Annotated in this window: 22 protein-coding genes and 2 pseudogenes; 8 read left to right on the forward strand and 16 right to left on the reverse strand. The window is 69.3% G+C overall.

The features are described from left to right. Positions 1-11 precede the first annotated feature (11 nt). Both Q8A52_RS15775 and Q8A52_RS15780 read left to right on the forward strand, forming a co-directional pair. Positions 12-3,614, forward strand: coding sequence for a DUF4082 domain-containing protein (locus Q8A52_RS15775; protein ID WP_316752364.1), 3,603 nt, complete (start codon positions 12-14; stop codon positions 3,612-3,614). 75 nt (positions 3,615-3,689) lie between these two features. Continuing rightward, a complete protein-coding gene (locus Q8A52_RS15780; protein ID WP_316752365.1) occupies positions 3,690-4,736 on the forward strand; it encodes a glycosyltransferase in 1,047 nt (348 codons plus the stop codon). A gap of 17 nt (positions 4,737-4,753) precedes the next feature. Here Q8A52_RS15780 and Q8A52_RS15785 read toward each other — a convergent pair whose 3' ends face one another. Further along, a complete protein-coding gene (locus Q8A52_RS15785) occupies positions 4,754-5,416 on the reverse strand; it encodes a hypothetical protein (RefSeq protein WP_316752366.1) in 663 nt (220 codons plus the stop codon). Positions 5,417-5,487: 71 nt separating this feature from the next. Here Q8A52_RS15785 and Q8A52_RS15790 point away from each other — a divergent pair, with 71 nt between their 5' ends. Together Q8A52_RS15790 and Q8A52_RS15795 are read left to right on the forward strand one after the other, a co-directional pair. Further along, positions 5,488-7,512: an O-antigen ligase family protein gene (locus Q8A52_RS15790; RefSeq protein WP_316752367.1), complete on the forward strand. Its 2,025-nt coding sequence runs from the start codon at positions 5,488-5,490 to the stop codon at positions 7,510-7,512. After that, on the forward strand, positions 7,509-8,420 hold the full coding sequence (locus Q8A52_RS15795; protein WP_316752368.1) for a glycosyltransferase family 2 protein: 912 nt from the start codon (positions 7,509-7,511) through the stop codon (positions 8,418-8,420). The genes Q8A52_RS15790 and Q8A52_RS15795 overlap by 4 nt, the downstream gene beginning before the upstream one ends. A 29-nt stretch (positions 8,421-8,449) precedes the next feature. Here Q8A52_RS15795 and Q8A52_RS15800 read toward each other — a convergent pair whose 3' ends face one another. Together Q8A52_RS15800 and Q8A52_RS15805 are read right to left on the reverse strand one after the other, a co-directional pair. Continuing rightward, a complete protein-coding gene (locus Q8A52_RS15800; protein WP_316752370.1) occupies positions 8,450-9,247 on the reverse strand; it encodes a glycosyltransferase family 2 protein in 798 nt (265 codons plus the stop codon). A gap of 11 nt (positions 9,248-9,258) precedes the next feature. Then, on the reverse strand, positions 9,259-10,227 hold the full coding sequence (locus Q8A52_RS15805; RefSeq protein ID WP_316752371.1) for a hypothetical protein: 969 nt from the start codon (positions 10,225-10,227) through the stop codon (positions 9,259-9,261). 309 nt (positions 10,228-10,536) lie between these two features. On the opposite strand from Q8A52_RS15805, the pseudogene Q8A52_RS15810 reads away from it, so the two are divergent. After that, a pseudogene (locus tag Q8A52_RS15810) lies at positions 10,537-10,689 on the forward strand (RNA-guided endonuclease TnpB family protein); the annotation flags it as partial. Positions 10,690-10,720: 31 nt separating this feature from the next. Here the strand turns inward: Q8A52_RS15810 and Q8A52_RS15815 are convergent. From Q8A52_RS15815 to Q8A52_RS15850, 8 genes are all read right to left on the reverse strand, one after another. After that, entirely contained in the window at positions 10,721-12,208 is a 1,488-nt protein-coding gene (locus tag Q8A52_RS15815; RefSeq protein WP_316752372.1) for an oligosaccharide flippase family protein, read from the reverse strand. Next, positions 12,171-13,016 carry a Wzz/FepE/Etk N-terminal domain-containing protein gene (locus Q8A52_RS15820; protein WP_316752374.1) on the reverse strand — a complete coding sequence of 282 codons (846 nt, stop codon included), beginning with the start codon at positions 13,014-13,016 and terminating at the stop codon, positions 12,171-12,173. The genes Q8A52_RS15815 and Q8A52_RS15820 overlap by 38 nt, the downstream gene beginning before the upstream one ends. Before the next feature lie 50 nt (positions 13,017-13,066). Then, positions 13,067-14,182, reverse strand: coding sequence for a non-hydrolyzing UDP-N-acetylglucosamine 2-epimerase (wecB, locus tag Q8A52_RS15825; RefSeq protein WP_316752376.1), 1,116 nt, complete (start codon positions 14,180-14,182; stop codon positions 13,067-13,069). A 3-nt stretch (positions 14,183-14,185) separates the two neighbouring features. Beyond that, positions 14,186-15,445 carry a nucleotide sugar dehydrogenase gene (locus Q8A52_RS15830; RefSeq protein ID WP_316752377.1) on the reverse strand — a complete coding sequence of 420 codons (1,260 nt, stop codon included), beginning with the start codon at positions 15,443-15,445 and terminating at the stop codon, positions 14,186-14,188. Further along, the gene (locus Q8A52_RS15835; RefSeq protein WP_316752379.1) at positions 15,445-16,215 is read right to left on the reverse strand and encodes a WecB/TagA/CpsF family glycosyltransferase; all 771 of its coding nucleotides are present in this window, start codon (positions 16,213-16,215) and stop codon (positions 15,445-15,447) included. Before Q8A52_RS15835 ends, Q8A52_RS15830 begins: the two co-directional genes overlap by 1 nt. Continuing rightward, a complete protein-coding gene (locus Q8A52_RS15840; RefSeq protein ID WP_316752381.1) occupies positions 16,212-17,384 on the reverse strand; it encodes a hypothetical protein in 1,173 nt (390 codons plus the stop codon). The genes Q8A52_RS15835 and Q8A52_RS15840 overlap by 4 nt, the downstream gene beginning before the upstream one ends. A gap of 260 nt (positions 17,385-17,644) precedes the next feature. Then, entirely contained in the window at positions 17,645-18,244 is a 600-nt protein-coding gene (locus tag Q8A52_RS15845; protein WP_316752390.1) for an acyltransferase, read from the reverse strand. A gap of 71 nt (positions 18,245-18,315) precedes the next feature. Then, positions 18,316-19,383, reverse strand: coding sequence for a glucose-1-phosphate thymidylyltransferase (locus Q8A52_RS15850; protein WP_316752391.1), 1,068 nt, complete (start codon positions 19,381-19,383; stop codon positions 18,316-18,318). A 110-nt stretch (positions 19,384-19,493) separates the two neighbouring features. Between Q8A52_RS15850 and Q8A52_RS15855 the strand changes: the two genes are divergently transcribed. Further along, positions 19,494-19,784 (forward strand): hypothetical protein, encoded by a 291-nt coding sequence (locus Q8A52_RS15855; RefSeq protein WP_316752392.1) that lies wholly within the window; start codon positions 19,494-19,496, stop codon positions 19,782-19,784. After that, a pseudogene (locus Q8A52_RS15860) lies at positions 19,769-20,541 on the forward strand (SDR family oxidoreductase). The gene Q8A52_RS15855 and the pseudogene Q8A52_RS15860 overlap by 16 nt, the downstream one beginning before the upstream one ends. On the opposite strand, the gene Q8A52_RS15865 reads toward Q8A52_RS15860, so the two are convergent. Both Q8A52_RS15865 and Q8A52_RS15870 read right to left on the reverse strand, forming a co-directional pair. After that, positions 20,538-20,708, reverse strand: coding sequence for a hypothetical protein (locus tag Q8A52_RS15865; RefSeq protein WP_316752393.1), 171 nt, complete (start codon positions 20,706-20,708; stop codon positions 20,538-20,540). The pseudogene Q8A52_RS15860 and the gene Q8A52_RS15865 overlap by 4 nt on opposite strands. Before the next feature lie 210 nt (positions 20,709-20,918). Beyond that, positions 20,919-21,695: a helix-turn-helix domain-containing protein gene (locus Q8A52_RS15870; RefSeq protein WP_316752394.1), complete on the reverse strand. Its 777-nt coding sequence runs from the start codon at positions 21,693-21,695 to the stop codon at positions 20,919-20,921. Positions 21,696-21,986: 291 nt separating this feature from the next. Between Q8A52_RS15870 and Q8A52_RS15875 the strand changes: the two genes are divergently transcribed. After that, positions 21,987-23,210 carry a glycoside hydrolase family 3 N-terminal domain-containing protein gene (locus Q8A52_RS15875; protein WP_316752395.1) on the forward strand — a complete coding sequence of 408 codons (1,224 nt, stop codon included), beginning with the start codon at positions 21,987-21,989 and terminating at the stop codon, positions 23,208-23,210. A gap of 28 nt (positions 23,211-23,238) precedes the next feature. On the opposite strand, the gene Q8A52_RS15880 is transcribed toward Q8A52_RS15875, so the two are convergent. The 3 genes from Q8A52_RS15880 to Q8A52_RS15890 form a co-directional block, all read right to left on the reverse strand. Then, positions 23,239-24,273, reverse strand: a complete 1,035-nt coding sequence (locus Q8A52_RS15880) for a sulfotransferase family protein (protein ID WP_316752402.1) — start codon at positions 24,271-24,273, stop codon at positions 23,239-23,241. A gap of 113 nt (positions 24,274-24,386) precedes the next feature. Further along, entirely contained in the window at positions 24,387-25,406 is a 1,020-nt protein-coding gene (locus Q8A52_RS15885; RefSeq protein WP_316752403.1) for a TolB-like translocation protein, read from the reverse strand. After that, a complete protein-coding gene (locus Q8A52_RS15890) occupies positions 25,403-26,500 on the reverse strand; it encodes an MFS transporter (RefSeq protein ID WP_332845894.1) in 1,098 nt (365 codons plus the stop codon). Before Q8A52_RS15890 ends, Q8A52_RS15885 begins: the two co-directional genes overlap by 4 nt. Positions 26,501-26,566: the final 66 nt, after the last annotated feature.

Consider the following 26,566-nt stretch of genomic DNA (forward strand, 5'->3'; position numbering starts at 1 on the left):
GAGAGGTACACATGAACAGATGGAGCAGACGGATCCGGGGCGGCCGCCTCGCCGTCGTAGCAGCATTGATATGGGCGGTGCTCCCGCAGGCCGGGCCCGCGCTTGCCGCATCCGATCCGTGCGGAGCGGGCTCCAACGCGATCGTCTGCGAGAACTCCAAGCCGGGCAGTCCGAAGTCCGACTGGTTCTCACCCAACGCCTACGGTGACATCGAGGGTTTCACCACCAAGGAAAGCGTCCAGGCCGGTGACACCGTCCAGTTCAAGGTCCAGTCGAAGGTCTCGTACCACATCGAGATCTACCGGCTGGGCTGGTACGGCGGCGACGGCGCGCGCGAGATGTCGACCGCGGCCCAGGCGGCGGTGACCTATCCGGCCAACTACTCGACCAATCCCGCCAGTTGCACCAAGAAGAGCGGTACCGGCCTGGTCGACTGCGGCAACTGGCCCGTGACCGCGAGCTGGACGGTGCCCAGCGACGCCGTGTCCGGCCTGTACATAGCGAACATAACCCAGACGGACGGCGACGGCCTGATGCCGTACCCGTTCGTGGTCCGCAAGGACTCCAGCACCTCCGACGTCGTCGTACAGACCAGCGACCAGACCTGGCAGGCCTACAACGACTACGGCGGCCAGGACCTGTACGGAGGCGCGGGGCCCGCGCCGGACGGCCGCGCCTACGAGGTCAGCTACAACCGGCCGCTGGACATCGGCGGTGACAACGGCATCTACGGCTCCGAGTACATGATGCTGTCCTGGCTGGAGCGCAACGGCTACGACGTCAGCTATCTGTCCGGCGTGGACGTGTCGGCCAATGGCGGCACCCTGCTGAAGAACCACAAGGTGTACCTGTCCTCCGGCCATGACGAGTACTGGACCCAGAGCCAGTACTCCAACGTCCTGGCGGCCAGGAAGGCCGGCGTGAGAGAGGCCTTCTTCAGCGGCAACGAGGTCTTCTGGAAGACACGGCTCACCCCGAGCATCGACGGCACGAGCACGGCGAACCGGACCCTGGTCTGCTACAAGATGACCAAGATGGCGCAGAACAACGGCATCGCCGACCCCAGCGGCATCTGGACCGGCACCTGGATGGACCCGACCAGCACCGACTACGGGCAGGACTACCAGCCGCCGAACATCCTCACCGGCTCCATGTTCCAGGTGAACGGCTACCGCAGCGACGCGATCACGGTCCCGGGCTCGTACGGCAAGAACCGGCTGTGGCGCAACACCTCCATCGCGAATCTCACTTCGAGCCAGACCGCCACCTTCCCGACCGGCACCCTCGGGTACGAGTGGGACAGCGACATCGCCAACAGCACCAGACCCGCCGGGGCGATCGACCTGTCGTCCACGACCGTGGACATCAACGACGGCAAGTACCGCCTGGACTGGGGCAACACATACGGCAACGGCACGGCGACGCACAACCTGGTCGAGTTCCGCGACCAGGACTCCGGAGCCCTGGTGTTCGGGGCGGGGACCGTGCAGTGGTCGTGGGGCCTGACCAACATCCCGACGTACAACCCCGCCGACACGGTGGTCACCGAGGACGCCCGCATGCAGCAGGCGACGGTGAACATCCTCGCCGACATGGGCGTCCAGCCGCTGACCCGGCAGAGCAACCTCAACGTCGCCACGGCCTCCAGCGACACCACCGGCCCGGCCGTCACCGTGACGAGCCCGGCCTCCGGGGTCACCGTCCCGGCGCTGAAACCGGTCACCATCACCGGCACCGCCGCCGACTCCGGCGGGGGCGTGGTGGCACGCGTGGAGGTGTCCACGGACGGCGGAACGACTTGGAAGGCCGCCAAGGGCCTGACGTCCTGGAGCTTCAGCTGGACGCCCACGGCCCCGGGTTCGGCGTCCATCAAGGTCCGTGCGGTCGACGACAGCGTCAACATGGGCGCCGTCACGACCATCCCGGTGACCGTCGGCCCCCAGGCCTGCCCCTGCACCGTCTGGCCGGCCTCGGCCGTTCCCGGCACCGTCAACGCGGGCGACGGCAGCTCGGTGGAGCTCGGCGTCAAGTTCCGTACCACGGTGGCCGGTTCGATCACCGGTGTCCGCTTCTACAAGTCGCCGGCCAACACCGGCACCCACATCGGCAGCCTGTGGAGCGCCTCCGGCACCCGCCTGGCCACCGGCACCTTCACCAACGAGACGGCCTCCGGCTGGCAGCAGCTGAACTTCGCCACCCCGGTGAGCGTCAAGGCCAACACCACCTATGTCGCGTCGTACTTCGCCCCGAACGGCGGATACTCCTACGACGGCGGCTACTTCTCCGGCGGCGACGCCGGCCTGGCCCCGCTCACGGCCCTGAAGTCCGGCACCGACGGCGGCAACGGCGTCTACCGCTACAGCTCGACGAGCGCCTTCCCGTCCTCGCAGTCCTCCGGCAGCAACTACTGGGTCGACGTGGTGCTGGACACCTCGACGGCCAGCACGACCCCGCCCACCGTCACCTCGACCTCCCCGACGTCCGGGGCGACCGGAGTGTCGATCACGGCACCGGAGTCGGCCGTCTTCAGCTCGGCCATCGACGCCGACACCCTGACGTTCACCCTGAAGGACTCGAACGGCACGACCGTGCCGGGAACCAAGACACTCCCCGCGTCGAACAAGGCGACGTTCACACCGTCGACCGAGCTGGCGCTGCACACCACCTACACCGCGTCCGTCCAGGCCTCCGACCTGTGGGGCAACGCCATGGCGGACCCGGTGGCGTGGTCCTTCACCACCAGTTCCACCCCGCCCGCGGTCACCTGCCCCTGCATGCTGTGGAACTCCTCCACCGTGCCAGCCACTCCCGACATGAGTGGTGACACCAACTCCGTCGAGCTGGGTACCCGGTTCACGTCCTCGACGAGCGGCTGGGTCACCGGCGTCACCTTCTACAAGGGCACCGGCAACACCGGCACCCACACCGGCAGCCTGTGGTCCGACACCGGCACGCTGCTCGCCACCGGCACCTTCACCGGCGAGACGGCTTCCGGCTGGCAGCAGCTGACCTTCGCCACTCCGGTGGCCATCACCGCCGACACCCCGTACGTCGTCTCGTACCATGCGCCGAACGGCAACTACGCGGTGGACGGCGGCTACTTCGCGGCAGCCCACCAGTCCTATCCGCTGACCGCCACCGCCGACACCACCACGCACCACAACGGGCTCTACCGGTACGGTGCCGACTCGGCCTTCCCCAACAGTTCCTACGGATCGGCGAACTACTGGGTCGGCCCCGTCTTCACCGCCGACAACCCCAGCGCGTCGCTGACGACGGCCACCGCCTCGGAGGAGACCGCGTCCGCGGTGACGCACACCGCCGACGCGGGCAGCCCCCTCGTCACGACCCTGCCCGCCGACGTCAAGCTGTCGTCCGTCAAGGCGACCGTAACCATCCTGCCGGGCGCAGAAGCCGCCGCCGCCAGGAAGCTCCACGTCACGGCCGTCACCTCCTACAACCGGGCCACCCACAAGGTGTCCGTCCATCTGTCCTTCCCGTTGCCGGACGGCACACGGTTCACGGTCACGGTCACGGCAAAGGACAAGGACCGGCACATGGTGAAGTCCCAGAGCTGGACCCTGACCAGCAAGACCGTCCGCAAGAAGAACTGACCGACCAGAACCCACCGGTGGTGGTCTCCTCCGAAGTCCGGCGGAGACCACCACCGGGGATTGGCTTCCTCAACGATGAGCACCGTCAGTGTTGTGATCCCGTGCTACAAGTACGGCCATTTCCTCGCCGACTGCGTGAGCAGCGTCCTGGACGAGCAGGACGGCGTTGACGTCCGGGTACTCATCATCGACGACGCCTCGCCCGACGACTCGGCGGAGGCCGCGCACAAACTGGCCGCCTCCGACCGGCGCATCGAAGTCCTCGTCCACGAAACCAACAAGGGCCACATCGCCACCTACAACGAAGGCCTCCTGGAATGGGCCGACGGTGACTATGTCGCCCTCCTCTCCGCGGACGACCGGCTGGTCCCGGGCGCGCTGGCCCGGGCCGCCGCGCTGCTGGACGCCCATCCCGAGGTGGGGTTCGCCTACGGGCGCCCCCTGCGCTTCCAGCACGGCGGCCCGCTCCCGCCGGCCCGTACGCAGAGCACCGGTTCGGTCGTCTACCCCGGGCAGTGGTGGCTGGAGCGGCGCTTCCGCGAGGGCACCGGCTGCATCACCTCGCCGGAAGTCGTCGTCCGCACCAGCCTCCAGCGGACGGTCGGCGGCTACGACCCGGCCCTGCCCCACGCCGGCGACATCGAGATGTGGATGCGGCTCGCCGCACACGCCGACGTCGGCTACATACGCGGAGCCGATCAGGCCTTCTACCGCGTCCACGGCAAGAACATGTCCACGACCGACTTCGGCGGTCAGCTCGACGACCTGCGCCAGCGCCTGGTGGCCTTCGACTCCGTGCTCGCCAAATGCGCCGACCGGCTGCCCCACGCCGACCGCCTGGCCGACGAGGTCCACACCCGGCTCGCGCGGTTTGCGCTGCGCCGGGCCTACCGGGCCTACGACCGGGGGCGCACAGGAGTCGTACCGGTCGATGAATGTGTGGCGTTCGCCGAGGAGTGCCTGCCGGGATACGCGGCGCTGCCCGAGTACCGCGCGCTGCGGTTGCGGAGACGGATAGGTCCGAAGGCCATGCCGTATCTGCAGCCGCTGGTGTGGTCGGCCGTGGCCGAGCGCGGCCGCGAAAGGCTCTGGTGGGAGTCGTGGAAGCGCCGCGGCATCTGATGACTCATCGGTTCAGCTCAGTTGGCCGCGGGAACCGGGCCGGACTGCCGACGGTGGCCCGCGGGCGTCCCCCGGCGTTTCATGGCGTACTGGTCGACCCACAACGCGCCGAGAACGCCGCCGGCGACGCCCAGCAGGGCCGCGCCCGCCAGACCCCGGGCCTTGTTGCCCTGCACCTCGGCGGCGCTCGGCGAGGTCAGGACCGAGGCGGTGATCCGCGCCCCGGCCGGGACGTGCTGGGCCGTCTGCATCTCGTCGACATGCTTGGTGTAGGCGTCGATGATGCGGCGTACCGCCGTGACGGCGGCGTCGGGGCCGGGCGCCTGCGACTGCACCTGCAGGGACGGGATCAGATAGCGAGGCGTCGCGCTGGTGCCGCTGTTGCGGGGGATGAGGCGGTAGGTGCCGTCGACGCCTGCCGCGCGCAGCTCCCTGGCTCCGGCGGGGGATTCCAGCTGCCGGACGACCGCGTAGGAGACCACGGCCAGCGGTGGCTGCAGATTGGTGAGCTGGTTGGGCTGGTTCTGCGTCACCGGAGGCTTGAGGACGACCACCGCGGAGCCGACGTACTGGGGGGCGGGACGCACCACGTGGTACGCCGCGGCGGCCGTCAGCAGCAGTGCTACCACCACGACGTACCAGCGGCGGAGCAGCGCATCGGCGACGTTCCCGGGCGACATACGAGTTCCTTCCGTCGCCCCCGATACTGGCAGGATGCGCGGTGGGATGCCACCGAATGGAGGGATGGTTCGTGAGTCTTGGTGAGATATGGGCCATCCTGCGCAGACGTTGGTATTTCATGGTGCCCTTCACCCTGCTCAGTCTGCTCGGCGGCGCCTACCTGTATGTGACCGTTCCTGTCTCCTACCAGTCGCAGAGCTCCGTCGCGCTGCTGGACTCCTCCGCCGTCGCTCGGCTGGCCCCCACGTTCGGCAATCCCATCTCGAATGCGGGCGGTTCGCTCATCGTCACGGCCGACGTGCTGATCAGGACCCTCGAATCGAGTGACGCCGCGAAGGAGCTGAGCAGCCGGGGCGTCACGGATCCGTACACCGCCGGCTTCGCGCCGGCCAGCGACAGCCCGCTGCTCGTGCTCAGCGTCACCGGAACCGACCGGGCGAAGGTACTCAGGGAGACCAACATCCTGACCACCTTCGCCGGCGAACAACTCAGTGCCCTGCAGGCCGCCGCCAAGGTCCCGCCCGCGTACTTCGTGCAGACCGCGCCCGTCGTGCTGCCGCAGACCCCGGTGGCGAAGTCGAAGAGCCGCTACCAGGACATCGCGGCCGTCGTCATCCTGGGCGTCGTCAGTGCGTTTTTACTGTCGATCCTGATGGAAGGCGTCGCGGTGGTCCGCCGTCGGCGGCACGTCGCGAAGAGCGTCGTCGCGAAACCGAAGCGAGCCCGCGCGCCGAACCGGGTACGGGCGGGCTGGCTGAGCCGGCGGGTCGACGCCCCCGCGATCCTCACCGTCTACCTGGTGCTGGCCTTCTTCATCCCGTCGAACCTGGCCCTGCCCGCGCTCGGCGGCGTCGGCACCCCGGCCAACGTCTTCGCGCTGCTGGGGCTGTTGTGGTATCTCGCGACCTGGCTCGGCGGCCGCATCCTTCCCGCACCGGGCACCAGACTCGTCCGGGTCGCGATGTGCCTGCTCGGCCTGGCCGTCCTGGCGGCCTACATGTCGGGCGCCATGCGCGAGAGCTCGCATCAGGAGGTCCTCGGGGCCGACCGCGGGCTCATCGGGTTCCTGGTGTGGCTGTCGCTGGTCGTCCTGACCTCCGCGGGCGTACAGGAGCGCGGCCGGCTGGACGTTCTGATGCGCCGGGTGGTGATCATGGCGTCCGTCGTCGCCGCGATCGGCTTCTACGACTTCTTCGCGGCCACCAACATCGCCGACTCCATCCACATCCCCGGACTCCAGACCAGCGTGGCCCAGGTGAGCGTGATGGACCGCGGAGCCTTCACCCGGCCCCGGGCCACCACGGCCCAGCCGCTGGAGTTCGCGGGCATGCTGGCGATCCTCCTGCCCTTCGCGATCCAGCAGGCCTTCGATCCGGTACGCCGCCACCTCCACGTGGCGCGCCGCTTCGGGCCGGTGGTGCTGATGGCCGGTGCGCTGCCGCTGTCGGTGTCGAGGACCTCGATCATCGGCCTGCTGATTGTGGCCCTGGTGATGGTGCCGCGCTGGAAGCCGGCGCGACGCTGGGCCGCGATCGGCGTGATGACGGCCTCCGTGGCCTTCTTCAAGGTGCTCGTTCCCGGGTTGATCGGCACGATCACGGGCCTGTTCGCGTCGTTTCTGTCCAACTCCGACAGCAGTACCCAGGCTCGTACGGTCAAGTACAGCGCGATCGTGCCCTATCTGAAGGAACATCCGCTGTTCGGACGGGGCTTCGGCACCTTCACACCGGATCTGTACTTCTTCACGGACAACCAGTACATGCTGGGCCTGGCCGAGATGGGCCTGCTCGGCCTTGTCGCCCTGCTCGCCCTGTTCATCACCGGAATCCACCACGGCGGCGCCGTCCGGCGGCTGGCCCGCACCGAAGCCGACCGTGAACTGGGGCAGGCGTTCTTCGCCTCGTCGCTGGTCGCCCTGGTCAGCAGCGCCACCTTCGACTCGCTCAGCTTCCCGATGTTCGCCGGCATGTTCTTCCTGATGCTGGGAGCGGGGGGCAGCTATCTGGGCTTCATCCGGCGCGCGGCGGCCCCCGCAGTCCCGGCCCCGCACAAGGCCTCAGAGGCCCAGGTTCCCCAACTCGTGGAGGCCCGATGAGCCCCGTCGCCGTCGTCATCGTCACCTGGAACAGCGCCCCGGTGCTCCCCGGATTCCTCGCCGCGCTTCCGGACGGCATGGCCGGCCTCGACTGGCGGCTGGTCGTCGCCGACAACGACTCCGCCGACGACACCGTCGAAGTACTCCGGACGCTGGCCCCCGACGCCACCATCGTCCAGACCGGCCGCAACGCCGGGTACGCGGCCGGCATCAACGCCGCTCTGGCGGCCGCCGACGAGTGGGACGGCGGATACGAGGCCGTTGTGATCTGCAACCCCGACATCCGGATGCGGCAGGGCTGCGCCAAACGCCTCGTCGACACGCTCGGCGACGAAGTGGGGATCGCCGTCCCGCTCCTGTACGAAGAGGGCCGGGAGGCGCCCCTGTTCTCGTTGCGCCGTGAGTCGAGCGTGTCCCGCGCCCTCGGCGAGGCCATCATCGGCAACCGCCGGGCTGGGCGCTTCCCACGCCTGAGCGAACTCGTCACCGATCCCGCCGCGTATCAGCGGCCCACGCGTGCGGACTGGGCGACCGGCGCGCTCATGGTCATCTCGGCGGACTGCCTGGCCGCCTGCGGTCGGTGGGACGAGTCCTTCTTTCTCTACTCGGAGGAGACCGAGTACTGCCTGCGTGCCCGGGAGCTGGGATACGTCACGCAACTGGAGCCGGCAGCCGAGGCCGTTCACCTCGGAGGTGACTCCCGGGTGTCGCCCCGGCTGTGGACCCTCCTCACGCTCAACCGTGTGCGGTTGTACGAGCGGCGTCACGGGGCCGTCGCCACCACCTGTTTCCGTGGTGCCGTGCTGTTGCGCGAGACCGCGCGGGCCCTGCTCGGCCGCAAGGCCAGCCGCGCGGCGGCCGCCGCACTGCTCAGGCCGGGCGCGCTGAGGGCCACGCCGGGGCCGTGACGCCCGGCGGGGGGGCGCCGGCCCTGTCCTCAGGCCGCGCCGTCCCACGTCGTGTAGAAGCTTGCGGGGTTCACCAGGTACCGCACGGTGGCATGCGGCACGTGGCGCACACTGTGGCTGCGGCTGTACCGGTAGACGAGCTCCCAGTCCTCACGGGGCAGCACTTCCGGGGTACGCCGCAGACGGCTGAAGCGCAAGGCCCCGGTGCGCCGTGCGACAAACGCATTGGTGTCCAGGAAGGACTCCCGGGCGGCCCGGTGGCGGTCGAACGGAACGGACAGGATGTCCCGCTCGGTCCCGTCCGGCAGGACCCGGCGCAGCGCCGTGTAGACGCCGTCGGGCCCTTGGGGAGACTCCAGGACCGCCAGTGCCCGTTCCAGATGGTCGGGCTCCCACAGGTTGTCGTCGTCCAGGAAGGCCACATACCGCGAGTGGGTGAGGCGGATGCCCACATTCCGAACGACACCGGCCACGCCCGTGTTGCGGGCCAGCGAGACGGCGAACAACCGTGGATCGTCCGGAAGCTCGGGCAGGCCGGCGCCGTCGTCGACGACGACGACAACCTGATCGCGAACGGTCTGGGCCAGGGCCGACCGGACGGCGGCCTGCAGTTCGTCGGGGCGGCGGTGAGTGGCGATGACCGTGGCGACGAGGGCGGCGGGCGTCGCGGCGCCGGCAGCCGCGAGGCGCCGGGTCTCGGCCGTTTCGAGGCGGCGCAGCCGCAGCGCGGAGGGGGCCAGGAGGACCTTGTTGCGGAGCTCGAAGAGGACGAGCCAGCCGAAGGCGCGCTTGAGGAGTTCCCAGGGGGCGCGGGCGATACGTCGCATGATCCTCTTCCTCAGCCGGCCGGCTTGGGGGTGATCGGAGTGCCGTCGGAGAACCGGTTGCCGCGCCAGACGTTGCCGGAACCGTCGGCGTTCCAGGCGGCGACGGCTCCATAGTGGCCGGCATTGCGGTGGTACCGGGTGGAGAAGACGTTGTTCGTGACCGTGATCCCGGTGGCGCCGTCGCCACCCCCGTAGAGGGCGTATGCGCCGCCGGCCATCAGGTTGCCGTCGACGACGGTGTTGGAGACGTGGCCGGTGTCGGAGAATAAGCCGATGCTGGCGGACGCCCCTCGGTCGACGGCGACGGGGTTGAGCAGGGTGTTGTGACGGATGATCAGTTTGCCCTTGTTGCCGCCGCCACTGATCACGGCGTCGGTGTGCTGCCACTCGCCGCCGGCGTTGCGGAAGGGCACGAGGTCGTGGACGTAGTTGTCGTGGATGTACCCCTGGCCCATGGAGAGGGCGTTGCCGAAGACGGAGATGTTGCTCCAGCCGACCTCGATGGAGCTGGTGCCCATGTTGGACACGGCGTAGTCCACGCCGCCGTTGTCGGGGCCCTTGCCGGGGACGGCGGTGATGGTGGTGTGGAGGACCCGGAGTCCGGTGTAGCCGGGGCGCAGGTTGATGCCCCACCAGTTGGTGGAGGTGATCCTGGTGTCGATGATGGTCACGTCGTTGGCATAGATGTCGAGTGAGCCGGTGATGTCCCACCCTTTGATGACGGTCCCGTCGGCCTTGACGCTCATGTTCCCCGTGGAGTGCGGAGCGAGCGGGATCCGGGGGCCGGTGCTGCGGGCGTCGGGGAAACTGGCTTCCCGGGGTGCCGCGGTGGTGGGGTGTAAGGGGTGAGCTGTGCTCTTGGTGCCAGTGCCGACGGAGGCTCCGGGACCCTGAGCGGCAGGAGAGGGGTCGGCGCCCCCGGAGCAGGCGGTGGCCAGGGCAAGCGCCAGGACGGCGAGCAGGCGATGGAGCCTGTTCATCGGGATTCCTCCGTGGATACCCCCCGTCGTCAGGCGGGGGAGGAGACGGACCTCTGCGGAGCAGGGCAGGACAGGCCGATTCACAGCTGGGGCGGACAGGTGCCCACCTGCAACTTCGGTCGGAGGGACGCAAGGCCTGAGGTCTACGACTTGGCACCCGCGGCCCGCACCGAGGCGTGGGCGCGCCAGGAGCGCGTGAGCTACCCCGCCCCGTTGCAGCAGGGCAGGGACCGTGACCGTCTGGCGAAGGCTCAGCGGGAACTGTCCCGCAAGGCCACCCGGATCGCCGGCCGCAGGCGGGATGTGCTTGGCGCGATGTGTGACCGGGACGTGAACGCGGCGACGAACCTTTTGGCCGCCGGGCTGGCGGTGTCTGTCTGTGGAGCTGGTGCAAGACCTCAACGGAGAACTCCGGGCAGGCAGTCGGCGACGAAGCGGAAACCCCTGCAGCGCGAGCCGTAGGAATTCCTCCACATTCATGAGGGGGAGGAGTTCAAGCGGTCTCCGGTGTCCGGGAGCCGAGCAGGAAACGGCGGCTGGGCAGTACGCACACCGCATAGCAGGCCAGGGCGGCTGTACCGGTGACGAACAGGGCGAGGGTACCGTCGCCGAGGAGCTGTTTCGCGGCAAGGATGACCAGGGCCATCGCGGTTCCCCCGAACAGGGGCCAGGCGCAGGCTCTGGCGATGTGGCGGAGGCTGATCCCGGCCTGGCCGAGGGCGTAGAGGAAGGCGGGGACGACGAGAACGGCGGCGACCAGGACGTGGCCCTGGGAGACGCCGACGATGCCGCCGAGGCGGGCGCCGATGACGAGGACGGGGATGAGGGCGACGACCCAGAGAGCCTGGACGAGGACGAGGGCGCGCCGCTGTCCGGTGGCGACCAGGCAGTCGTAGGCGAGTTCGCAGCCGATCCGGATCAGACCGAGGGCCATCAGCCACGGCAGCGCGTCGGCGGCCGGCAGCCACCGGCTCCCGTACACGAGGTGGACGACCGGGCCGGCGAGACCGGCGAGCAGCACGCACAGTGGGACGGTGCCGGTGACCAGCACCCCCAGGGCGCGGCCGAAGCCCTGGGCGAGGGCCCGCGGGGAGTCGGCGAGGCGGGAGAAGCCGGCGAAGGAGACGCGTCGGGCCGCCTCGGAGATGATGCGCACCGGCCAGCCGGACATGTTGAACGCCAGGACGTAGAAGCCGAGGGCGACCTGGCCGAGCGAGGAGCCGACGACCATGGTGTCCACGTTGATGACGGCGAGGGCGAGGAGGCTCGCGCCGGCCAGGGGAAGCCCGAACTTCAGCAGCGCGCGGGCCTGTTCGGGGTCCCAGCCGAACCGCAGGGTGCCGGGGGCGGCCAGCGCGCAGCCCATGAGGGCGGCGATGTTGCCCGCGACCGCGCCGCAGGCAAAGCTCATCGCGCCCCAGCCTGCGAAGGCCAGCACCAGGGTCACCGAAGTGCTGAGAACGAAGTTGAGCGCGTCGATGATCATGCGCTTGCCCTGGGCGAACTCCCGGGTCAGGAATCCCGCGGGCACCTGGGCCACCCCGTCCAGTACCAGGCACAGGCACATCACCCGCAGTACGCCCGAGGCGTCGGGCGAGCCGAGCAGCCCGGCCACCGTCGGTGCCGAGAAGAAGATGGCGGCGTACAGCAGGCCGCTGGACGCGGTGCCCAGGGTCAGGACGGTCGGTGCGAAGCGGCGGGGGTCGCCGTCCCAGCGGATGATCGCCAGGCCCACGCCCAGTTCGTTCGCGGAGAGCAGGACCAGGAGCACGGTCTGGGCGATGCCGTAGACCCCCCACTGCGCCGGTCCGAGGGCGAAGCGCGCCAGCAGGATGCCCGTGGCGAAGTTGCCGAGCCGCATGACGACGGTGTTGATCAGGCTCCAGCGGGCCGCCGAACGGACCTTCCGGCCAAGGGAGTCGGGAGCGGGGGCGTCGTTCGCCTCAGAGGTCTCGCTGTCCGGTGTGCGAACGCTGTCCATGAGTCGACTCCTCGTCGAGCGGCTCGGCGGCAGGCGCCACGGCCACGGCGGGCCGCCCCGCCCTCGGCTCTGTGGCGGTTCCGTTCTCGGCGGACCGTGACCAACTGGGCGGCGGCCGGAGGGCCATCGTCTGTTCCGCGGCGGGTTCCCCGGCCGTGGACTCGGGGGTGGTGTCCTGCTGTGCCGGCTCTTCCGGTTGCGCCGGTACGCGTGACCGGCGGCGCGCCTCCACGTAGAAGACGGCGATCAGGCTCAGCACCAGGCCCAGCACTCCGGCCATGATCATGTACTCGAGCCGGGTCTTGGTCTGCGCGACCGGGTTCTGCGGCGGCACGATCGTCGTCATGCGGATCATGGCCTTCGGGGCGACCGACTGCTGTTGCTGGAACTGCTCCAGCCGGTCCTTGGCATAGGTCGTCAGGATGCGGTCCGAGGCCAGGACGGCGGCCTTGTCGGTGCCCGTGACGGTGAGCCACATGAGCGGACCCTGTGCGTTGTCGGCGAGCTTGGCCTCGAACGTGCCGGTGGCGCCACGGGACTTGAGTTCCCGGACGGAGACATCGGAGTTGAGGTTGCGGGCCAGGCCGTCGGCCATGCCGGTGAGCGAGGTCTGGGTGCTGAGGAAGGGGTTGCCGTCGTAGGCGACGGTGGCCTTCTGGGAGTTCAGGAGAACCACTGTGCTCTGTGACTGGTAGGTGACCGGAACCACCAGGGCCACGGCGACCGTCAGGCCGGCCGTCAGCAGCAGTCCGGGCAGCAGGACGTACCAGCGCCTGCGCATGACCCGGAAGATCTCAGCGAGATCCATGGTGGCCCCCCTCGCGACCAGACGTTCGACGAGCATATGTTGCAAGCGGATCATACGGGGAACGTTTGGTCGGTAGGTCTGGGTCGTGTGGTCGCCGTGCCTCCCCCCAGCAGCACGTCGGCGATGCGTTCGCTCGCGCGTCCGTCCCACAGTTCGGGCCGGCGCGGGGCGGGAGGTTCGTCCAGCACCCGGTTGACGGTGGACACGATCCGCGCCGGGTCCCGGCCGGCCAGCACATTGGTGCCCTGCTCGACGGTGATGGGTCGCTCGGTGTTGTCCCGCAGGGTCACACACGGCACGCCCAGTGCGGTGGTCTCCTCCTGCACGCCGCCGGAGTCGGTCAGTACGACGCGGGCGGAGTCCTGCAGGGCGATGAAGTCCAGGTATCCGGCGGGCGGTACGAGGCGGATGCCTCCCGGGACGCCGATGTCGGCCAGCCGTCCGGCCGCGCGCGGGTGCACGGGCAGCAGAAGCGGGCAGCGGCCGGCGATCTCACCGAGGGCCTTCAGGAGCGCGGTGAGGACCTCGGGGTCGTCCACGTTGGCGGGGCGATGCAGGGTGACCAGGCCGTACTCACCTCTGGCCAGGTCGTATCGGCCGAGGACGTCCGAGGCCCTGGCCCGTTCCAGGTTGGCGAGCAGCGTGTCGATCATGACGTTGCCGACGAGGTGGATCTGATCGTCCCGATACCCCTCGGCGCGCAGGTTCTCGGCGGCGTCGGGGGAAGGGGCCAGCAGATAGTCGCTGACGCGGTCGGTGGCGACGCGGTTGACCTCCTCCGGCATGCTCCAGTCGCGGCTGCGCAGGCCGGCCTCGACGTGGGCCAGCAGCGGTCCGGCCTTGGCGGTGACCAGGGCGCAGGCCAGGGTGGAGTTGATGTCTCCGACCACGACGACGAGGTCCGGTGACACCTCGTCGAGGAGTGGTTCGAACGCGGTCATCACGCGTCCGGTCTGCTCGGCATGGGTGCCGGAGCCGACCCCGAGGAAGCGGTCGGGCGGACGGATGCCGAGGTCGGCGAAGAACACGTCGTTCATGGCCGGGTCGTAGTGCTGACCGGTGTGGACGAGGAGAACCTCGGTGCCCCGGCGTTCCAGGGCGTCCATCACCGGTTTGATCTTCATGTAGTTGGGTCGCGCCCCGGCGACGCAGACGATCCGCGGCATGGTTCAGAGCACCTCGATCGTGGGTCCGGACGGCAGCCGTCGGCGGCAGTCGAGGACGAAGGGGGCGTGTTCGGCGATGAGTTCGTAGTCGAAGCTGTCGTGGTCGGTGAGCAGGACCACCACATCGGCGGCCGCCAGCTCGTCCGGTGCCGGTTCGACCCGGACCAGCCGGGTGTCCACCGGCAGGGTTTCGACCACGTGCGGGTCGGCGGCCCTGACCTGGGCGCCCATGTCGAGCAGCAGTTGGGAGATGCGCAGGGCGGGCGACTCACGGGCGTCGCCGGTGTTCTTCTTGTACGCCAGGCCGAGCAGCAGGATGCGCGAGCCGTTCACGGAACGGCGTCTTTCGTTGAACAGGTCGCTGATGCGGCGCGTCACGTACTCGGGCATATGGCTGTTGATGTCGTTGGCCAGCTCCACGAAGCGGAAGCTCTGGCCGAGTTCGCGCTGCACCCGCCAGGACAGGTACGAGGGGTCGATCGGCAGGCAGTGACCGCCGACACCCGGCCCGGGCGTGAACTTCATGAAGCCGAAGGGCTTGGTGGAGGCGGCGTCGATGGCCTGCCAGACGTCGATGTCCAGGTGGTGGGCGAACATCGCGATCTCGTTGACCAGAGCGATGTTCACATGGCGGAAGGTGTTCTCAAGGAGCTTGGCGAGTTCGGCCTCCTTGGGCGAGCTCACCGGAACGGTGGTGTCGACGAGCTGCGCGTAGAAGTCCTGAACCGCCTTCAGGGACGCTTCGTTGACGCCGGAGACGACCTTCGGGGTCTGCTGGAAGCCCCAGACGGTGTTTCCGGGGTCGATCCGCTCCGGGCTGTAGCCCAGGTGGAAGTCGGCCCCCGCGGTCAGGCCCGAGCCGTCCTTCAGGATCGGGGCGAACAGCTCCTGGGTGGTGCCGGGATAGGTGGTCGACTCAAGGACGACCGTGGCTCCGGGGCGCAGGTAGCGGGCCAGGGTGACCGCCGATTCCTGGATGTAACGGAGGTCGGGAGTGCCCTCGTGCAGCGGAGTCGGGACGGTCACCACGGCGACGTCGAATCCCCCGCAGTCGCGGGCCGCTTCGCTCGGGCGATAGGCGCCGCGGTCCAGTGCCGCGCGGATCCGCTCGGAGGAGACGTCCTCGACGAAGGACTCACCGGCGGCAAGGCTCTTGACCCGCCGGGAGTCGACGTCGTAGCCGATCACCTCGTGTCCGACCTCCGCGGCGCGGATGGCCAGTGGCAGGCCGACGTATCCCTGTCCGACCACGACGACGCGCATCAGTGACTCCTGTTCGCGGAAGCGGGCGACGGGGTGAGCCGGATGAGCTCGCGCGCCGTCATGAGGAGGAAGGCAGCATTGGTGGTGAGATAGCGCCGGCCCAGGCGGCGCGGCTCCTGCAGCGCGCGGTAGAGCCACTCCAGGCCCCACCGTTGCCAGGACTCGGGGGCCCGCTTGGTCACCCCGGCCAGGATGTCGAACGAGCCGCCGACCCCGTGGACGACGTGGGCGCCGGTACGGGCGCCGTAGCCGGCGGTGAAGATCTCTTTTTTCGGCGAGGTCATGCCAAGGAAGAGCATCTGTGCGCCGCTGTCGGCGATCGCGTCGGCTATCGCCTCCTGTTGGGAGTCGTCGAAGTAGCCGTTGCGGCTGCCGGCGACCTTCAGGCCGGGGAAGCGGTCGGCCACCTGGCGCAGCATCTGCTCCAGCACGTCCTGCTTGGCGCCGAGGAAGTACACGGACATGCCCGCCCCTTCCGCCTCGGCCAGCAGCCGCAGGAACAGGTCGATACCGGCCACCCGTTCCGGCAGCGGGGCGCGCAGTATCCGGCCGGCCCAGACCACGGCCTGTCCGTCGGCCAGCACGAGATCGCAGCCGGACACGGCCTTGGCGAGCCGGGGGTCGCGCCGCATGTTCACCAGCTTCGCGGCGTTGACCACCCCGATCTCGAGCTGTCTGCCGTCCCGGACCGCCTCGAGACAGCGCTCTACGGTCTGGTCCATGGTCAGCGGGTCCAGTTCGATCCCGAAGAGAGACTGACGCTCGCTCATATGCGGCCCCCCTGCCAGGCGTAGAGCATCCAGCCGAATTCGTACGGCCGGCATTCGCGGTCCACGAAGACGGGGCGGTACACCCGGTCCAGGGACTTCAGCCGGAGGTTCGGCGCGATGCGCGTGCCGAGCCCTCGGGCGGCGCGTACGGCCTTCTTCGGATCCCCGCGGTAGACCTTGCGCCAGGTGGCGCCGAGCTGGTCCAGGATCAACGGCTCCCGCTTCTCCGGGCGGGCGGCCAGCTCGGGCACATCTGTCATCCAGCGCAGGCCCCGGCGGATCGACCGGCCGAAGTCGGTGCCGCCGGCGTCGGCGAGATCGAACAGTGCGGTCGGCGCCATCGCGTGCTGATGGACGCTGTAGACCGGGTAGCCCTCCACCACACCGCCGGTACGGGCGTCGTAGTGCCACCACCACTGCCCCCCGTCGCCCTGCAGTTCGCAGATGCGCGCAGCGCACGCCTCGGACGCGGCCAGCGCCTCGGGATCGCCGTCTCCGTCGCCGCTCGCGTGGGCGCGGGCCAGGGCCTGGATCGGGTACGTCTGGTCGGCGAAGCAGCTCACGTGTGCCCGGTACCAGGGCACCAGGCCGGGACCGGTGGCGTGCGGGAACAGCGGGCTGTCCCCGATCCGGGCCCGCAGCAGCCGGTCGCGGGCTGCGGTGAAACGTCTCTCCACATCGACCGTGTCTCGAGCCGACGCGAGGGCGGACAGCACCCACGCCGCCTCGACGGTGTACTGCGGGCGGCCCTCCTCGTCCAGGGCGTCCACCCGCTCCAGGGCGTCGGACAGTTTGGGGTGTCCGGTCTCGGCGGCGGCCCAGGCGATCAGCGCCGCGTCACCGAGGTTGGTCACCGCGGGCAAGGACTCGACCAGCAGACCCGTGAACTCCTGGGCCGTACGCCCCCCGAGCACCGCGCGCTGGCGCTCCTCGGGGAGGAATTGGGCTCCCAGCGTGGTGATGGCTGCGTACCGAGTGCTGGTCCCGCGCCGCTCCGAGGTCCAGGAGCCGTCGAGTGTCTTCCGTCCGGCCATGGTGAAGGCGAAGGCCTCTCCGCCGGGGAGCAGCATGGACGGAAGCCCCGACTCGGCGACGGTGAGGAGCCGTTGGGCGAGCGCGAGCAGCGGTGGCTCCTCATGACCGAGCGCCGCCAGACGTGTGGTGGTCATCGTTTGGGCACACCAACCCCCCTGTGGGTCCTTATGTGGACAGGCTTGTGATCGCCGCGTCATGGACGGCCGCGCGGCGAATGGTCGACGTCAGGCGTCGGAGCGGCTGTCACTCCTGGCTTCAGGCACAGGTGTCCCCACCCGGCAACCCCCCCTGGGCACGACCGGTTTGCGTGCTCACTGCGCTAGGTCTGCACAGTTCGCACACATGTTATGCATGCGGATGTTCGAGGAGTGGCGTTTTGGGAGAAATCAGGGAGTCATACGCGCTCGACGAGTTCGCCGTCCTTCTCGTCGTACAGCGCGCCCGTCTCGGGGCACTCCCATGTGCCCGACTCGCCTTCCCGCTCGGCCAGTCGGGCACCGGCCCGGCCGACCCAGCCGATCCGGCGCGCCGGAACGCCCGCCACGAGCGCGAAGTCCGGCACGTCCCGGGTCACCACGGCACCCGCCGCGACCAGCGCCCAGCGACCGACGCGCACCGGCGCCACACACACCGAACGGGCCCCCAGTGACGCCCCCTCGGCCACCTCCACCGCCACGGCCTCCCAGTCGCCACCGCGCTTCAGCCGGCCCTGCGGGTCCACGGAACGGGGGAAGTAGTCGTTGGTGAGCACCGCCGCCGGGCCGACGAACACCCCGTCACCGAGCACCGCGGGTTCGTAGACCAGGGCGTAGTTCTGGAGCTTCACGTTGTCGCCGATGCGCACCCCCGGGCCGACATACGCTCCCCGGCCCACGATGCATCCGCTGCCGAGGCGGGCGTCCTCCCGTATCTGGGCCAGATCCCAGACCGTCGTCCCGTCGCCGATCGTGGCCGTCTCGTCGACCTGGGCGGTCGGCTGGATCCTGGAGCTCATCGGGCTGAACCTTTCTTCTCTTCGAGCAGAGCCGGAAGCGCCGCGTCGAGCGCCTTGCGTCAGCGGCGAAGTCAAGGTGAGACCCGCACCTTGCTGTGGTCGCCCAGGACGAAACGGTGGGCGGCAGGCTTGCGGGGCGCGGGAGTGACCTCGACATTGCGGCCGATGAGGGAGGCCTCCACCCGCCGGACACCGCTCACCGAGGAGTCGCGCAGCACGATCGAGTACTCGATCTCACTGTCCTCGATCCGGCAGTCCTCGGCGATCGAGGTGAAGGGGCCCACATACGATGCGGTGATCACGGTGTTGGCGCCGACGACCACCGGGCCCACGATCCGGCTGCCGGTCACCTTTGCCCCGGGCTCGATGCGCACACGGCCGATGATCTCGCTGCAGTCGTCGACCGTGCCGTCGATCCGGCGCTCGAGGGTCTCCAGTACCGAGCGGTTGACCTCGAGCATGTCCGTGACGTTCCCGGTGTCTTTCCAGTATCCGGAGATTGTTGTGGAGCGCACCTTTCGTCCGGCGTCGATCAGCCACTGGATGGCGTCCGTGATCTCCAACTCGCCGCGCCAGGACGGCTTGATCGAGCGTACGGCCTCATGGATCGCCGGGGTGAACAGATAGACGCCCACGAGTGCCAGCTCGCTCCTGGGCTGCCTCGGCTTCTCCTCCAGGCCGATCACCTGGCCCGCCGTACCGAGTTCGGCCACCCCGAACGCGTTCGGGTTCGGCACCTTCGTCAGCAGGATCTGCGTGTCCGGCCGTTTGGCGCGAAAGGCGTCCACCAGATCCGTGATGCCACCGACGATGAAGTTGTCGCCGAGGTACATCACGAAGTCGTCCTCGCCCAGGAACTCGCGGGCGATCAGCACCGCATGGGCCAGCCCCAGGGGCGCCTCCTGCGGGACATAGGTCACGTCGAGTCCGAACGCGGACCCGTCGCCGACCGCCTCCCGGATCTCCTCGGCGGTGTCCCCGACGATGATCCCGACCTGTGTGATGCCCGCGTCGGCGATCGCTTCCAGACCGTAGAACAGCACCGGCTTGTTCGCGACCGGTACAAGTTGTTTCGCCGATGTATGAGTTATGGGGCGCAATCGGGTACCTGAGCCACCTGACAACAGGAGTGCCTTCACGAGATCACCCTACTTATGGGGGACTCATGGACGAAGGGATTCCGCCTACGTACGGTCCGTTCCGGACAGCCGTCCCAGGTGTAATCAGTCCGATTGCATCCAGTTCGATCATGCGCGATGACTTCACCGTGCCGTCCGGCCGAGAAGCGCTGGGCGCACTGTGCACCGATACCAATTTCATGCGAAATGTGGTGCGCGGCGCCCAGTGGTTCTTCCGCCGATCGCTCCTGGCCTTGGCGCAGGTCGCCGGCGCGGGCTGCAGATCCGCCACTCTCATCGCGCACGGCGTTCGAAGGTGCGTCGTGGATGTCACTTTCGGCACCGAACAGACCACACCCCGTGATGGGCGGGCCGTGCGGCCTGCACGATCGGAGAGACGGCAGCCATGGACTTCGGGCTGAAGGACCGGGTGTACATCGTCACAGGTGGCACCCGCGGGCTGGGCAGGGCCGCCGCGCATGAGCTGGTGGCGGACGGTGTGAGGGTGGTCGTCAGTGGCCGCAGCGAGAAGTCGGTGGCTTCCGCCGAGGCGGAGCCCGTGGCCGGGGGCAGGTGGTCGGTGTGGTGGCCGACAACGCCGACACCGGGACTCCGGACCGGCTGATCGGCGCTGCTTGCGACGCCTTCAAGCGGCTGGACGGGGTGCTGATCAGCGTCGGCGGGCCTCCGGCAGGTACGTCGGACACCATCGACGACGATCAGTGGCGCGCCGCCTTCGAGTCGGTCTTCCTTGGTGCGGTGCGGCTGTCCCGCGCCGTCGCGGCTGAACTGGGCGAAGGCGGCGTCATCGGCCTCGTCCTCTCCAGCTCCGTGTACGAGCCGCCGATTCCTGGCCTCGCGATCTCCAATGCCCTGCGGCCCGGCTTGGCCGGTTATGCGAGGAATCTGGTGAATGAGCCGGGGCCGAGGGGCATACGCGTCGTCGGCCTGGTGCCCGCCCACATTGAAACCGACCGAGTGCGCGAACTCGACGCGCGCAATGGCGACCCCGATGCCGCCCGGGCCCGGGCGACCGCCGGCGTCCCTCTGCGCCGCTACGGAACCCCGGAAGAGTTCGGCCGGAGCGCCGCCTTCCTGTTGTCGCCCGCTGCGTCGTACCTGACCGGAGTGATGCTGTCGATCGACGGCGGTGTGCGCAGGGGCTTCTGTACCGCCTAGTGGACGATGCGCGCAACCGCTCCGTCTTCGGGGTCCCCGTACTTCGAGATCAGTTGCTCGTCGCTCATGCGGTCGACTTCTTCGCTGCGTGCGACGGGAAAGATCACGTGGGTGTCCTTGTCCGTCCAGTACTCGACGACGCGGTGTGTGGTGGTGGCTCGGCTCATGCGGTCCTCCCTTGCGACATATGGGGTTCAGGGTGCGTCTGTGCAGGTCGAGGGTCAAGGGGAGGAGGGGCTTCCGTTTCCGTCGGCGAAGGCGTAGGTTCCGTTCACCCCGCGTCGGTGCCTTCCGAGGTGCCGGCCCGCCGGTCCCGGGATGGCGGGCCACGCGGGGGCCAAGCGTCTGGCCACAGTCGAGCTGCGCAAAGGCGGCGATTACGATTCCGGCCGGTGGATGAGGCAGCGGTGGGAGTCGCCGCGCATGGAGCGCGCCAGCTCGGACACGTGCCGTGCCTGGGCCGCAGACAGGCGCGGCGTCTCCCACAGGAGCGCCGCGGCGTCCACGGCCCGCGGCGTCGGAGACGCCGGCATCTCGGGTAGGAACACGCCGGTCAGGGCGGCCAGTTCGAGGGCGTCGATCCCCAACACGGCGGCGAAGTCCGTCACCAGGCTGGGGGCCGGCTCCTTGCGACCCGACCCGATCACACCGTACGTGGCCGCCGACAGGTATGTGGGTGTCGTGAACGCGAGGGTCTCCGCCATGCCCATCCAGTTCAGGTTCCGGTACCGAAGCATGCGGATGACCCGATCGCCCGGACCGTCGACGAGCAGTGCGAGCCGCTTCGGGGCAAAGACGGAACACCGTTCCTCTTGCGGCAGCGACCGGATGAACTGCAGGAGCTCCCGCCGTCCCGCCGCTGACACGTGCACCGCATCCCTCACGACCCGGGACACCCACCGTTCGGCCGAGGCGTCCAACGGCGCCATGTCGTCCGGGACGGTCACCCCCGCGAGGATGAACAGATCGACGGCGTGGAGACCCAGCGCAGCCGCGAGCCGTCTCAGCAGCTCCTCCCCGGGAGCTTCCCCCTCGAGCACCGCTCGGACCCGGTCTGCGCTCAACCCGGCGCGGTCGGCCAACTCCTGCACGTCGAGTTCTCTGTGGTCCAGCAACCGCGCCAGACTCGCGCTGAAATCGAAAGGCTCCGGCATGCCCGCAGCCTAGTCAGAAGCGCACGCACGCATCGCTCGCGGCTGAGCCAGTGACCCTCGCGCAGCCCCATCTCCGCACCCTGGATGCCGAGTTGACCGAAGCCGTACTACCGGAACTCCTGCATCGACGTGTCCTGCACGAAGCCCCTGTGCCACAGGGCTCCGGTCCGCGACCGCAGAGGCGAACGCGGTCGGATGGATGTACGTTTATTCGTAGTGGCTGCGTGACCGCCGTCGACGGCCGGGCAAGGGGCGCCCGGTCCGTGATCGGCGTACCGGAAGGGGCTCCGCATGACATCGCGGCAGGCGCCATCCCATCGCCCGAACGGGAACAAGGCGGTCTGGCCTGTTCCGCTGCTGACGCTTGCGCTGGCGGCCGCAAGCCTGGGCGGCGCTCACACCTCGCACGCCGCGGTCGTGCGGGAAGCACCCGCTTCGACGACGAGGAGCACGACCGCGACCACCACCTGCGTCGACCAGGTCTTCGGGGCAATGACCGGGCCGCAGCGAGTCGGCCAGCTCTTCATGGGCGCCGTCGCCGCCTCCAAGCCCGACCAGAGCCGGATCCAAGTTCTGCGCCAATACCACGTCGGATCGGTCTTCCTGGCCGGACGGAGTACGGCGGGTACGAAGGCGACCAAGACCCTGGTCGACGGTCTTCAGACGAAGGCCGACACCGTGTCCGGGCACCGCGTGGGCCTCTTGGTCTCCACCGACCAGGAGGGCGGCCAGGTGCAGGTGCTGAACGGCCCTGGGTTCTCGACCATGCCGAGCGCACTGGTGCAGGGAAGCTGGTCGACCACAAAGCTCCGTACTGAGGCCGCCACGTGGGCGAAGCAGCTCAAGTCGGCCGGTGTGAATCTGAACCTCGCGCCCGTCGCCGATGTCGTGCCGGCCAGTCTGGGCAAGAACAACGGACCGATCGGCCGGTACGACCGCGAGTTCGGCCACACAGCCGCGACGGTGACCCCTCACAGCAATGCCTTCGCCGCAGGCTTCGCCCAGTCCGACGTACTGGCCACGCTCAAGCACTTCCCGGGACTCGGCTACGTCCGCGGCAACACCGACACCACGGCGAACGTGGTGGACTCGGTGACGACGAGCAAGAGCTCGAGCATCATCCCGTTCAGCTCGGGCATCAAGGCGGGCGCACCCTTCGTCATGGTCTCCCTGGCCACGTACAGCAGGATCGACCCCAAGCATCAGGCAGTCTTCTCCTCCACGGTGATCCAGGGACTGCTCCGCAAGACGCTCGGCTTCAAGGGCGTCGTGATCTCGGACGACCTCGGGAACGCGGTGTCGGTGAAGGCGGTGCCCCCGGCCAACCGTGCCCTGAACTTCCTGTCGGCCGGGGGCGACCTGGTCCTGACCGTCGAACCGAACCTGGTCCCGGCCATGGCCAAGGCAGTACAGACCCGGATGGCGCAGAACGCGACCTTCCGTGCACAGGTCAACCAGAGCGTCCATCGCATCCTGACCGCCAAGCAGAAGGCGGGCCTGCTGTACTGCGGCTGACCCCCGGCGGTTGCTGAGAGCCGGTCGGTCACCGGCTGCGTTGTCCCTGCAGAACGCGGCTGCCCGCGGCGCAGCTCGCCCTCAGTTCGTCGAGTTCAGCGGCCGGCAGCCGCTGGGCGGAGCCGCGCCGGCTGTGGTCGAGTTGGGCTGACGAGGTGAGGAGCCACCGCGGCAGCGGGGCGACGCCGATGAAGCCGGCCAGGCGGGTCAGCTCTTCGGCGGGATTGTCGAGGAGGTCCTCGTAGGCAAGAGTGGTGCACCGGTCGGCGGGCAGTTGACCGAGGAACTCCGTTCCCTCGGTGACGAGTTCGGACCACAGAGCGCCGAACGTCCGCAGGGGGAGGTCCCGGTCGCGTACGAGGGCAGGATCGAAGCGCTCGTCGAGGAGCGGCGACAGATCCGCGGGCAGGGAGCGTACGTGCTCGTCGGTCAGTTCGGCGAAACTGTCGATGCCGGCTCGTGCCTTGATCTCGCGCAGCAGGCAGATCGTGCGGTAACCGGGGTGACGGCTCATGGACAGGGCGCAGTCCGGTCCGTCTCTGAACATGTGCACGAACCTGGCGTGCGGGAACGTGGCCCGCAGCCCCGGCGCCCAGCCAGTCGAGTAACCGGAGCGCTCCACGACGGCAGTCCGTCCGAACCGTGCGCACAGGAGGTCGAACAGCGCTCGGTGGTGCTCGGCGGCGGAGCGCTCGGGCCAAGGGACCACCGCTGCGCGCAACTCGTCGAGGAGTCCGTCCGGGTCGTCGGTGAGGTGAGGCAACACCATCAGGGAGAGCGCCGGAATACCGGTGGTCTCCGCTGAATACCTCCCTGGGCGGCGCGTGTAGAGGAATTCCGGCATCGGCAGCCCGCTGCGGATCATCCGGGCGAAGTGCGGCGCGGGCCGGAAGAGCGACTGCCAGAACTCTTCGCCGGTCACCTTCCCTTCGGGGAATGCGGCGTCGCCCACGGAGGCCATGAACTCGTTGAGGCTCAGCACGTCCGGGTGGGCGTTGAGGATGCGTGACAGCGCAGTCGAGCCGCTACGACCCGTACCAATGACGAAGGTCAAGGGACGCATGGTTCTCCTCCGCAGCTTTGTGACACTCAGGACCAAACCCCGTTACCGGAGCACTGTCCATCACCGCAACTTGTCCAAACTCGCGCAGGCACGAATTCAGCAGAGCGTGCCGGTCAGTGGTTCTGCGGAGCGGAGCCGAGCGTGGCGGGTGACTCCGCGTCGGGGATGATCCGGCGCGGGGTGCCGGAACCGTCGGCGGGCACACTCCAGACGTCGGCGTGTCCCCGGCCACGGGGGAGCGAGTAGGCGATGGTGTGCTCGTCGAGCCACGCGGCCTGGTCGTCCACGCTGCGGGTCTCGGCGAGCGGGGTGACTTGGTGTGTGGCCAGGTTCAGGACCGAGAGCCGCCAGCCGTGGTGCGGGTTGCCGTCGATGGCGGACTTGAAGGCGATACGGGTGCCGTCCGGGGAGAGGGAGGGGCACTCGACGTTGTCCCGGACGGCGCGCAGGCGATGGGTGGCCAGGTCGCCGAGGACGAGGTAGCGGTGTCCGGCGGTGGACATGGTCGCGTAGAAGCGGCGGTCGTCGGTGGTGAAGGTGACGCCCCAGAAGTTGAGGTCCCTGGCCTTGTACGGCTTGCCCGACATGGTGACCTTCCAGTCCTCCAAGGTTGGGATGAGTTCCTGGGTACGGGTGTCGAGGATGCCGACGCGGGTGGAGAACCGCCCTCCGTTGTAGGAGTCGCCGACGACGAACACCGTCCAGGCGACCATCCGTCCGCTGGGCGAGACCCTGGCCCGGTTGGGCACTCCGACCAGGGGTATCTCGCGGGTGGGCTTGAGGTGCCGGTCGAGAACCACGAGCTGATAGGTCGTGAGTCCAGGGTCGAGGCGCAGACACAGGCCCGTGCCCCCGGCCGCGTAGAGCCTGCTGCACGACAGCGGCGACACCACCTTTTTCCCGCCCGGGGCGTTCGCCGGTACGGCGACCAGACGGCCTTGGCTGTTTGCTGCCGTGCTGCGGGCCAGCAGGCGTGGCCCGGGGGCGAGCGAGACGGTGCCGGTCGCCGCCGACCGCGAGGACGCCCCGGCGTCCCGGACGTCCAGGATGGCCAGGGCCGCCAGGGCGGCCAGCGCAGTCAGATGGCCCAGGACGATGATCCCGGTGACGAGCCGGGTGTTGCGCTTGGTCATGAGGTGACCGGTTCCTTCTCGATCGTGGGGCGCGGAAGCAGGGTGGAGGTCGCCGTGGCCGCGATGGCGGCAGCGCCCGCGGCGGCCCCGGCCGCGGTGGCGCCTCCCCAGCTCGCCCAGGCGGCTCCGAAGGCCACCGATGAGGCGAAGTAGGCCAGGGCCTGGACGGTCTGCACGCAGGCCAGGCCGGTGGTGCGCAGGCCGGCGGGGAGGGCGGGGCCGGCCAGGGCCATCAGGACTCCGTCCGTGGCGGCGTAGAAGGCGCCGTGGCAGCACAGCACCGCAACAGCCAGGGGCATACCGTTCAACGGGCTGCCCAGCAGCAGATATACGGTCACGAGCGCGCCGTAACCGGACAGCAGAACAGTGCGGCGACCGAACCGGTCGGCGAGTGCGCCGAGGGGGGTGGCGAGCAGCAGGTAGACCAGGTTCGTGCCCACGGCCAGGAGCGGGAACCAGCCGGTCGTCACGGTCTGGCGCTGCATCAGCAGCAGATAGACGAAGCCGTCGCCGATGGTGGCCAGCCCCAGGAGCCCCGCGGCGTACAGGAGTCTGCGGATGGACGCCTCGCGGAGGAGTCCAGCTGCGGCGCGCAGGGTGACGGGCGCGGCCGCCGGGTGTTTGGCGCGGTGGTCGCGGACGAGGAACGCCAGGGCCAGCAGGCCGGCGGCGGCCACGCAGAAGCTGGTGAGGAACAGCGCGTTGAAGGCCGCCGGAGTGACTGTTCCCACGGCCGCCAGCACGCCGAGCGCGGCCAAGGGCCCGGCGAAGGCACCTGCGCTGTCCATGGCGCGGTGGACCCCGAACGCCCTGCCCAGCAGCGGTTCGGGGACGGACAGTGTGATGAGCGCGTCGCGGGGGGCCGTGCGCAGCCCCTTTCCGGTGCGGTCGGCGACGATGAGTGCACCGAGCGCCGGCACCGAGGAGCCGGCTGCGACGAGGCCCAGTTTGGCCAGCGCCGAGACGCCGTAACCGACCGCCGCCACGGGCTTGCGCCTGCGGAAGCGGTCGGCGATGAAGCCGCCGACCAGTCGCAGCAGGGCGGTCGCGCCCGTGTACAGGCCGTCGACCATGCCGTACGCCGCCGGACTCATTGGCGTCGCGCTGGAAGGCGGGCTCGTGGTGATCGAGGTCGTCGCAGCACCGAAGTGCCTCGGCCG

Source organism: Streptomyces herbicida (assembly GCF_032656585.1).
Classification (GTDB): domain Bacteria; phylum Actinomycetota; class Actinomycetes; order Streptomycetales; family Streptomycetaceae; genus Streptomyces; species Streptomyces herbicida.

Coding starts and splice junctions, on each gene's coding strand:
- Q8A52_RS15795 (WP_316752368.1), top strand. CDS start 7,509: ATGAGCCCCGTCGCCGTCGTCATCGTCACCTGGAACAGCGCCCCGGTG.
- Q8A52_RS15870 (WP_316752394.1), bottom strand. CDS start 21,695: ATGCCGGAGCCTTTCGATTTCAGCGCGAGTCTGGCGCGGTTGCTGGAC.
- Q8A52_RS15880 (WP_316752402.1), bottom strand. CDS start 24,273: ATGCGTCCCTTGACCTTCGTCATTGGTACGGGTCGTAGCGGCTCGACT.
- wecB (WP_316752376.1), bottom strand. CDS start 14,182: ATGCCGCGGATCGTCTGCGTCGCCGGGGCGCGACCCAACTACATGAAG.
- Q8A52_RS15830 (WP_316752377.1), bottom strand. CDS start 15,445: ATGCGCGTCGTCGTGGTCGGACAGGGATACGTCGGCCTGCCACTGGCC.
- Q8A52_RS15775 (WP_316752364.1), top strand. CDS start 12: ATGAACAGATGGAGCAGACGGATCCGGGGCGGCCGCCTCGCCGTCGTA.
- Q8A52_RS15815 (WP_316752372.1), bottom strand. CDS start 12,208: ATGGACAGCGTTCGCACACCGGACAGCGAGACCTCTGAGGCGAACGAC.
- Q8A52_RS15885 (WP_316752403.1), bottom strand. CDS start 25,406: ATGACCAAGCGCAACACCCGGCTCGTCACCGGGATCATCGTCCTGGGC.
- Q8A52_RS15845 (WP_316752390.1), bottom strand. CDS start 18,244: ATGAGCTCCAGGATCCAGCCGACCGCCCAGGTCGACGAGACGGCCACG.
- Q8A52_RS15780 (WP_316752365.1), top strand. CDS start 3,690: ATGAGCACCGTCAGTGTTGTGATCCCGTGCTACAAGTACGGCCATTTC.
- Q8A52_RS15855 (WP_316752392.1), top strand. CDS start 19,494: ATGCGCGATGACTTCACCGTGCCGTCCGGCCGAGAAGCGCTGGGCGCA.
- Q8A52_RS15820 (WP_316752374.1), bottom strand. CDS start 13,016: ATGGATCTCGCTGAGATCTTCCGGGTCATGCGCAGGCGCTGGTACGTC.
- Q8A52_RS15840 (WP_316752381.1), bottom strand. CDS start 17,384: ATGACCACCACACGTCTGGCGGCGCTCGGTCATGAGGAGCCACCGCTG.
- Q8A52_RS15785 (WP_316752366.1), bottom strand. CDS start 5,416: ATGTCGCCCGGGAACGTCGCCGATGCGCTGCTCCGCCGCTGGTACGTC.
- Q8A52_RS15805 (WP_316752371.1), bottom strand. CDS start 10,227: ATGAACAGGCTCCATCGCCTGCTCGCCGTCCTGGCGCTTGCCCTGGCC.
- Q8A52_RS15835 (WP_316752379.1), bottom strand. CDS start 16,215: ATGAGCGAGCGTCAGTCTCTCTTCGGGATCGAACTGGACCCGCTGACC.
- Q8A52_RS15865 (WP_316752393.1), bottom strand. CDS start 20,708: ATGAGCCGAGCCACCACCACACACCGCGTCGTCGAGTACTGGACGGAC.
- Q8A52_RS15890 (WP_332845894.1), bottom strand. CDS start 26,500: ATGAGTCCGGCGGCGTACGGCATGGTCGACGGCCTGTACACGGGCGCG.
- Q8A52_RS15875 (WP_316752395.1), top strand. CDS start 21,987: ATGACATCGCGGCAGGCGCCATCCCATCGCCCGAACGGGAACAAGGCG.
- Q8A52_RS15800 (WP_316752370.1), bottom strand. CDS start 9,247: ATGCGACGTATCGCCCGCGCCCCCTGGGAACTCCTCAAGCGCGCCTTC.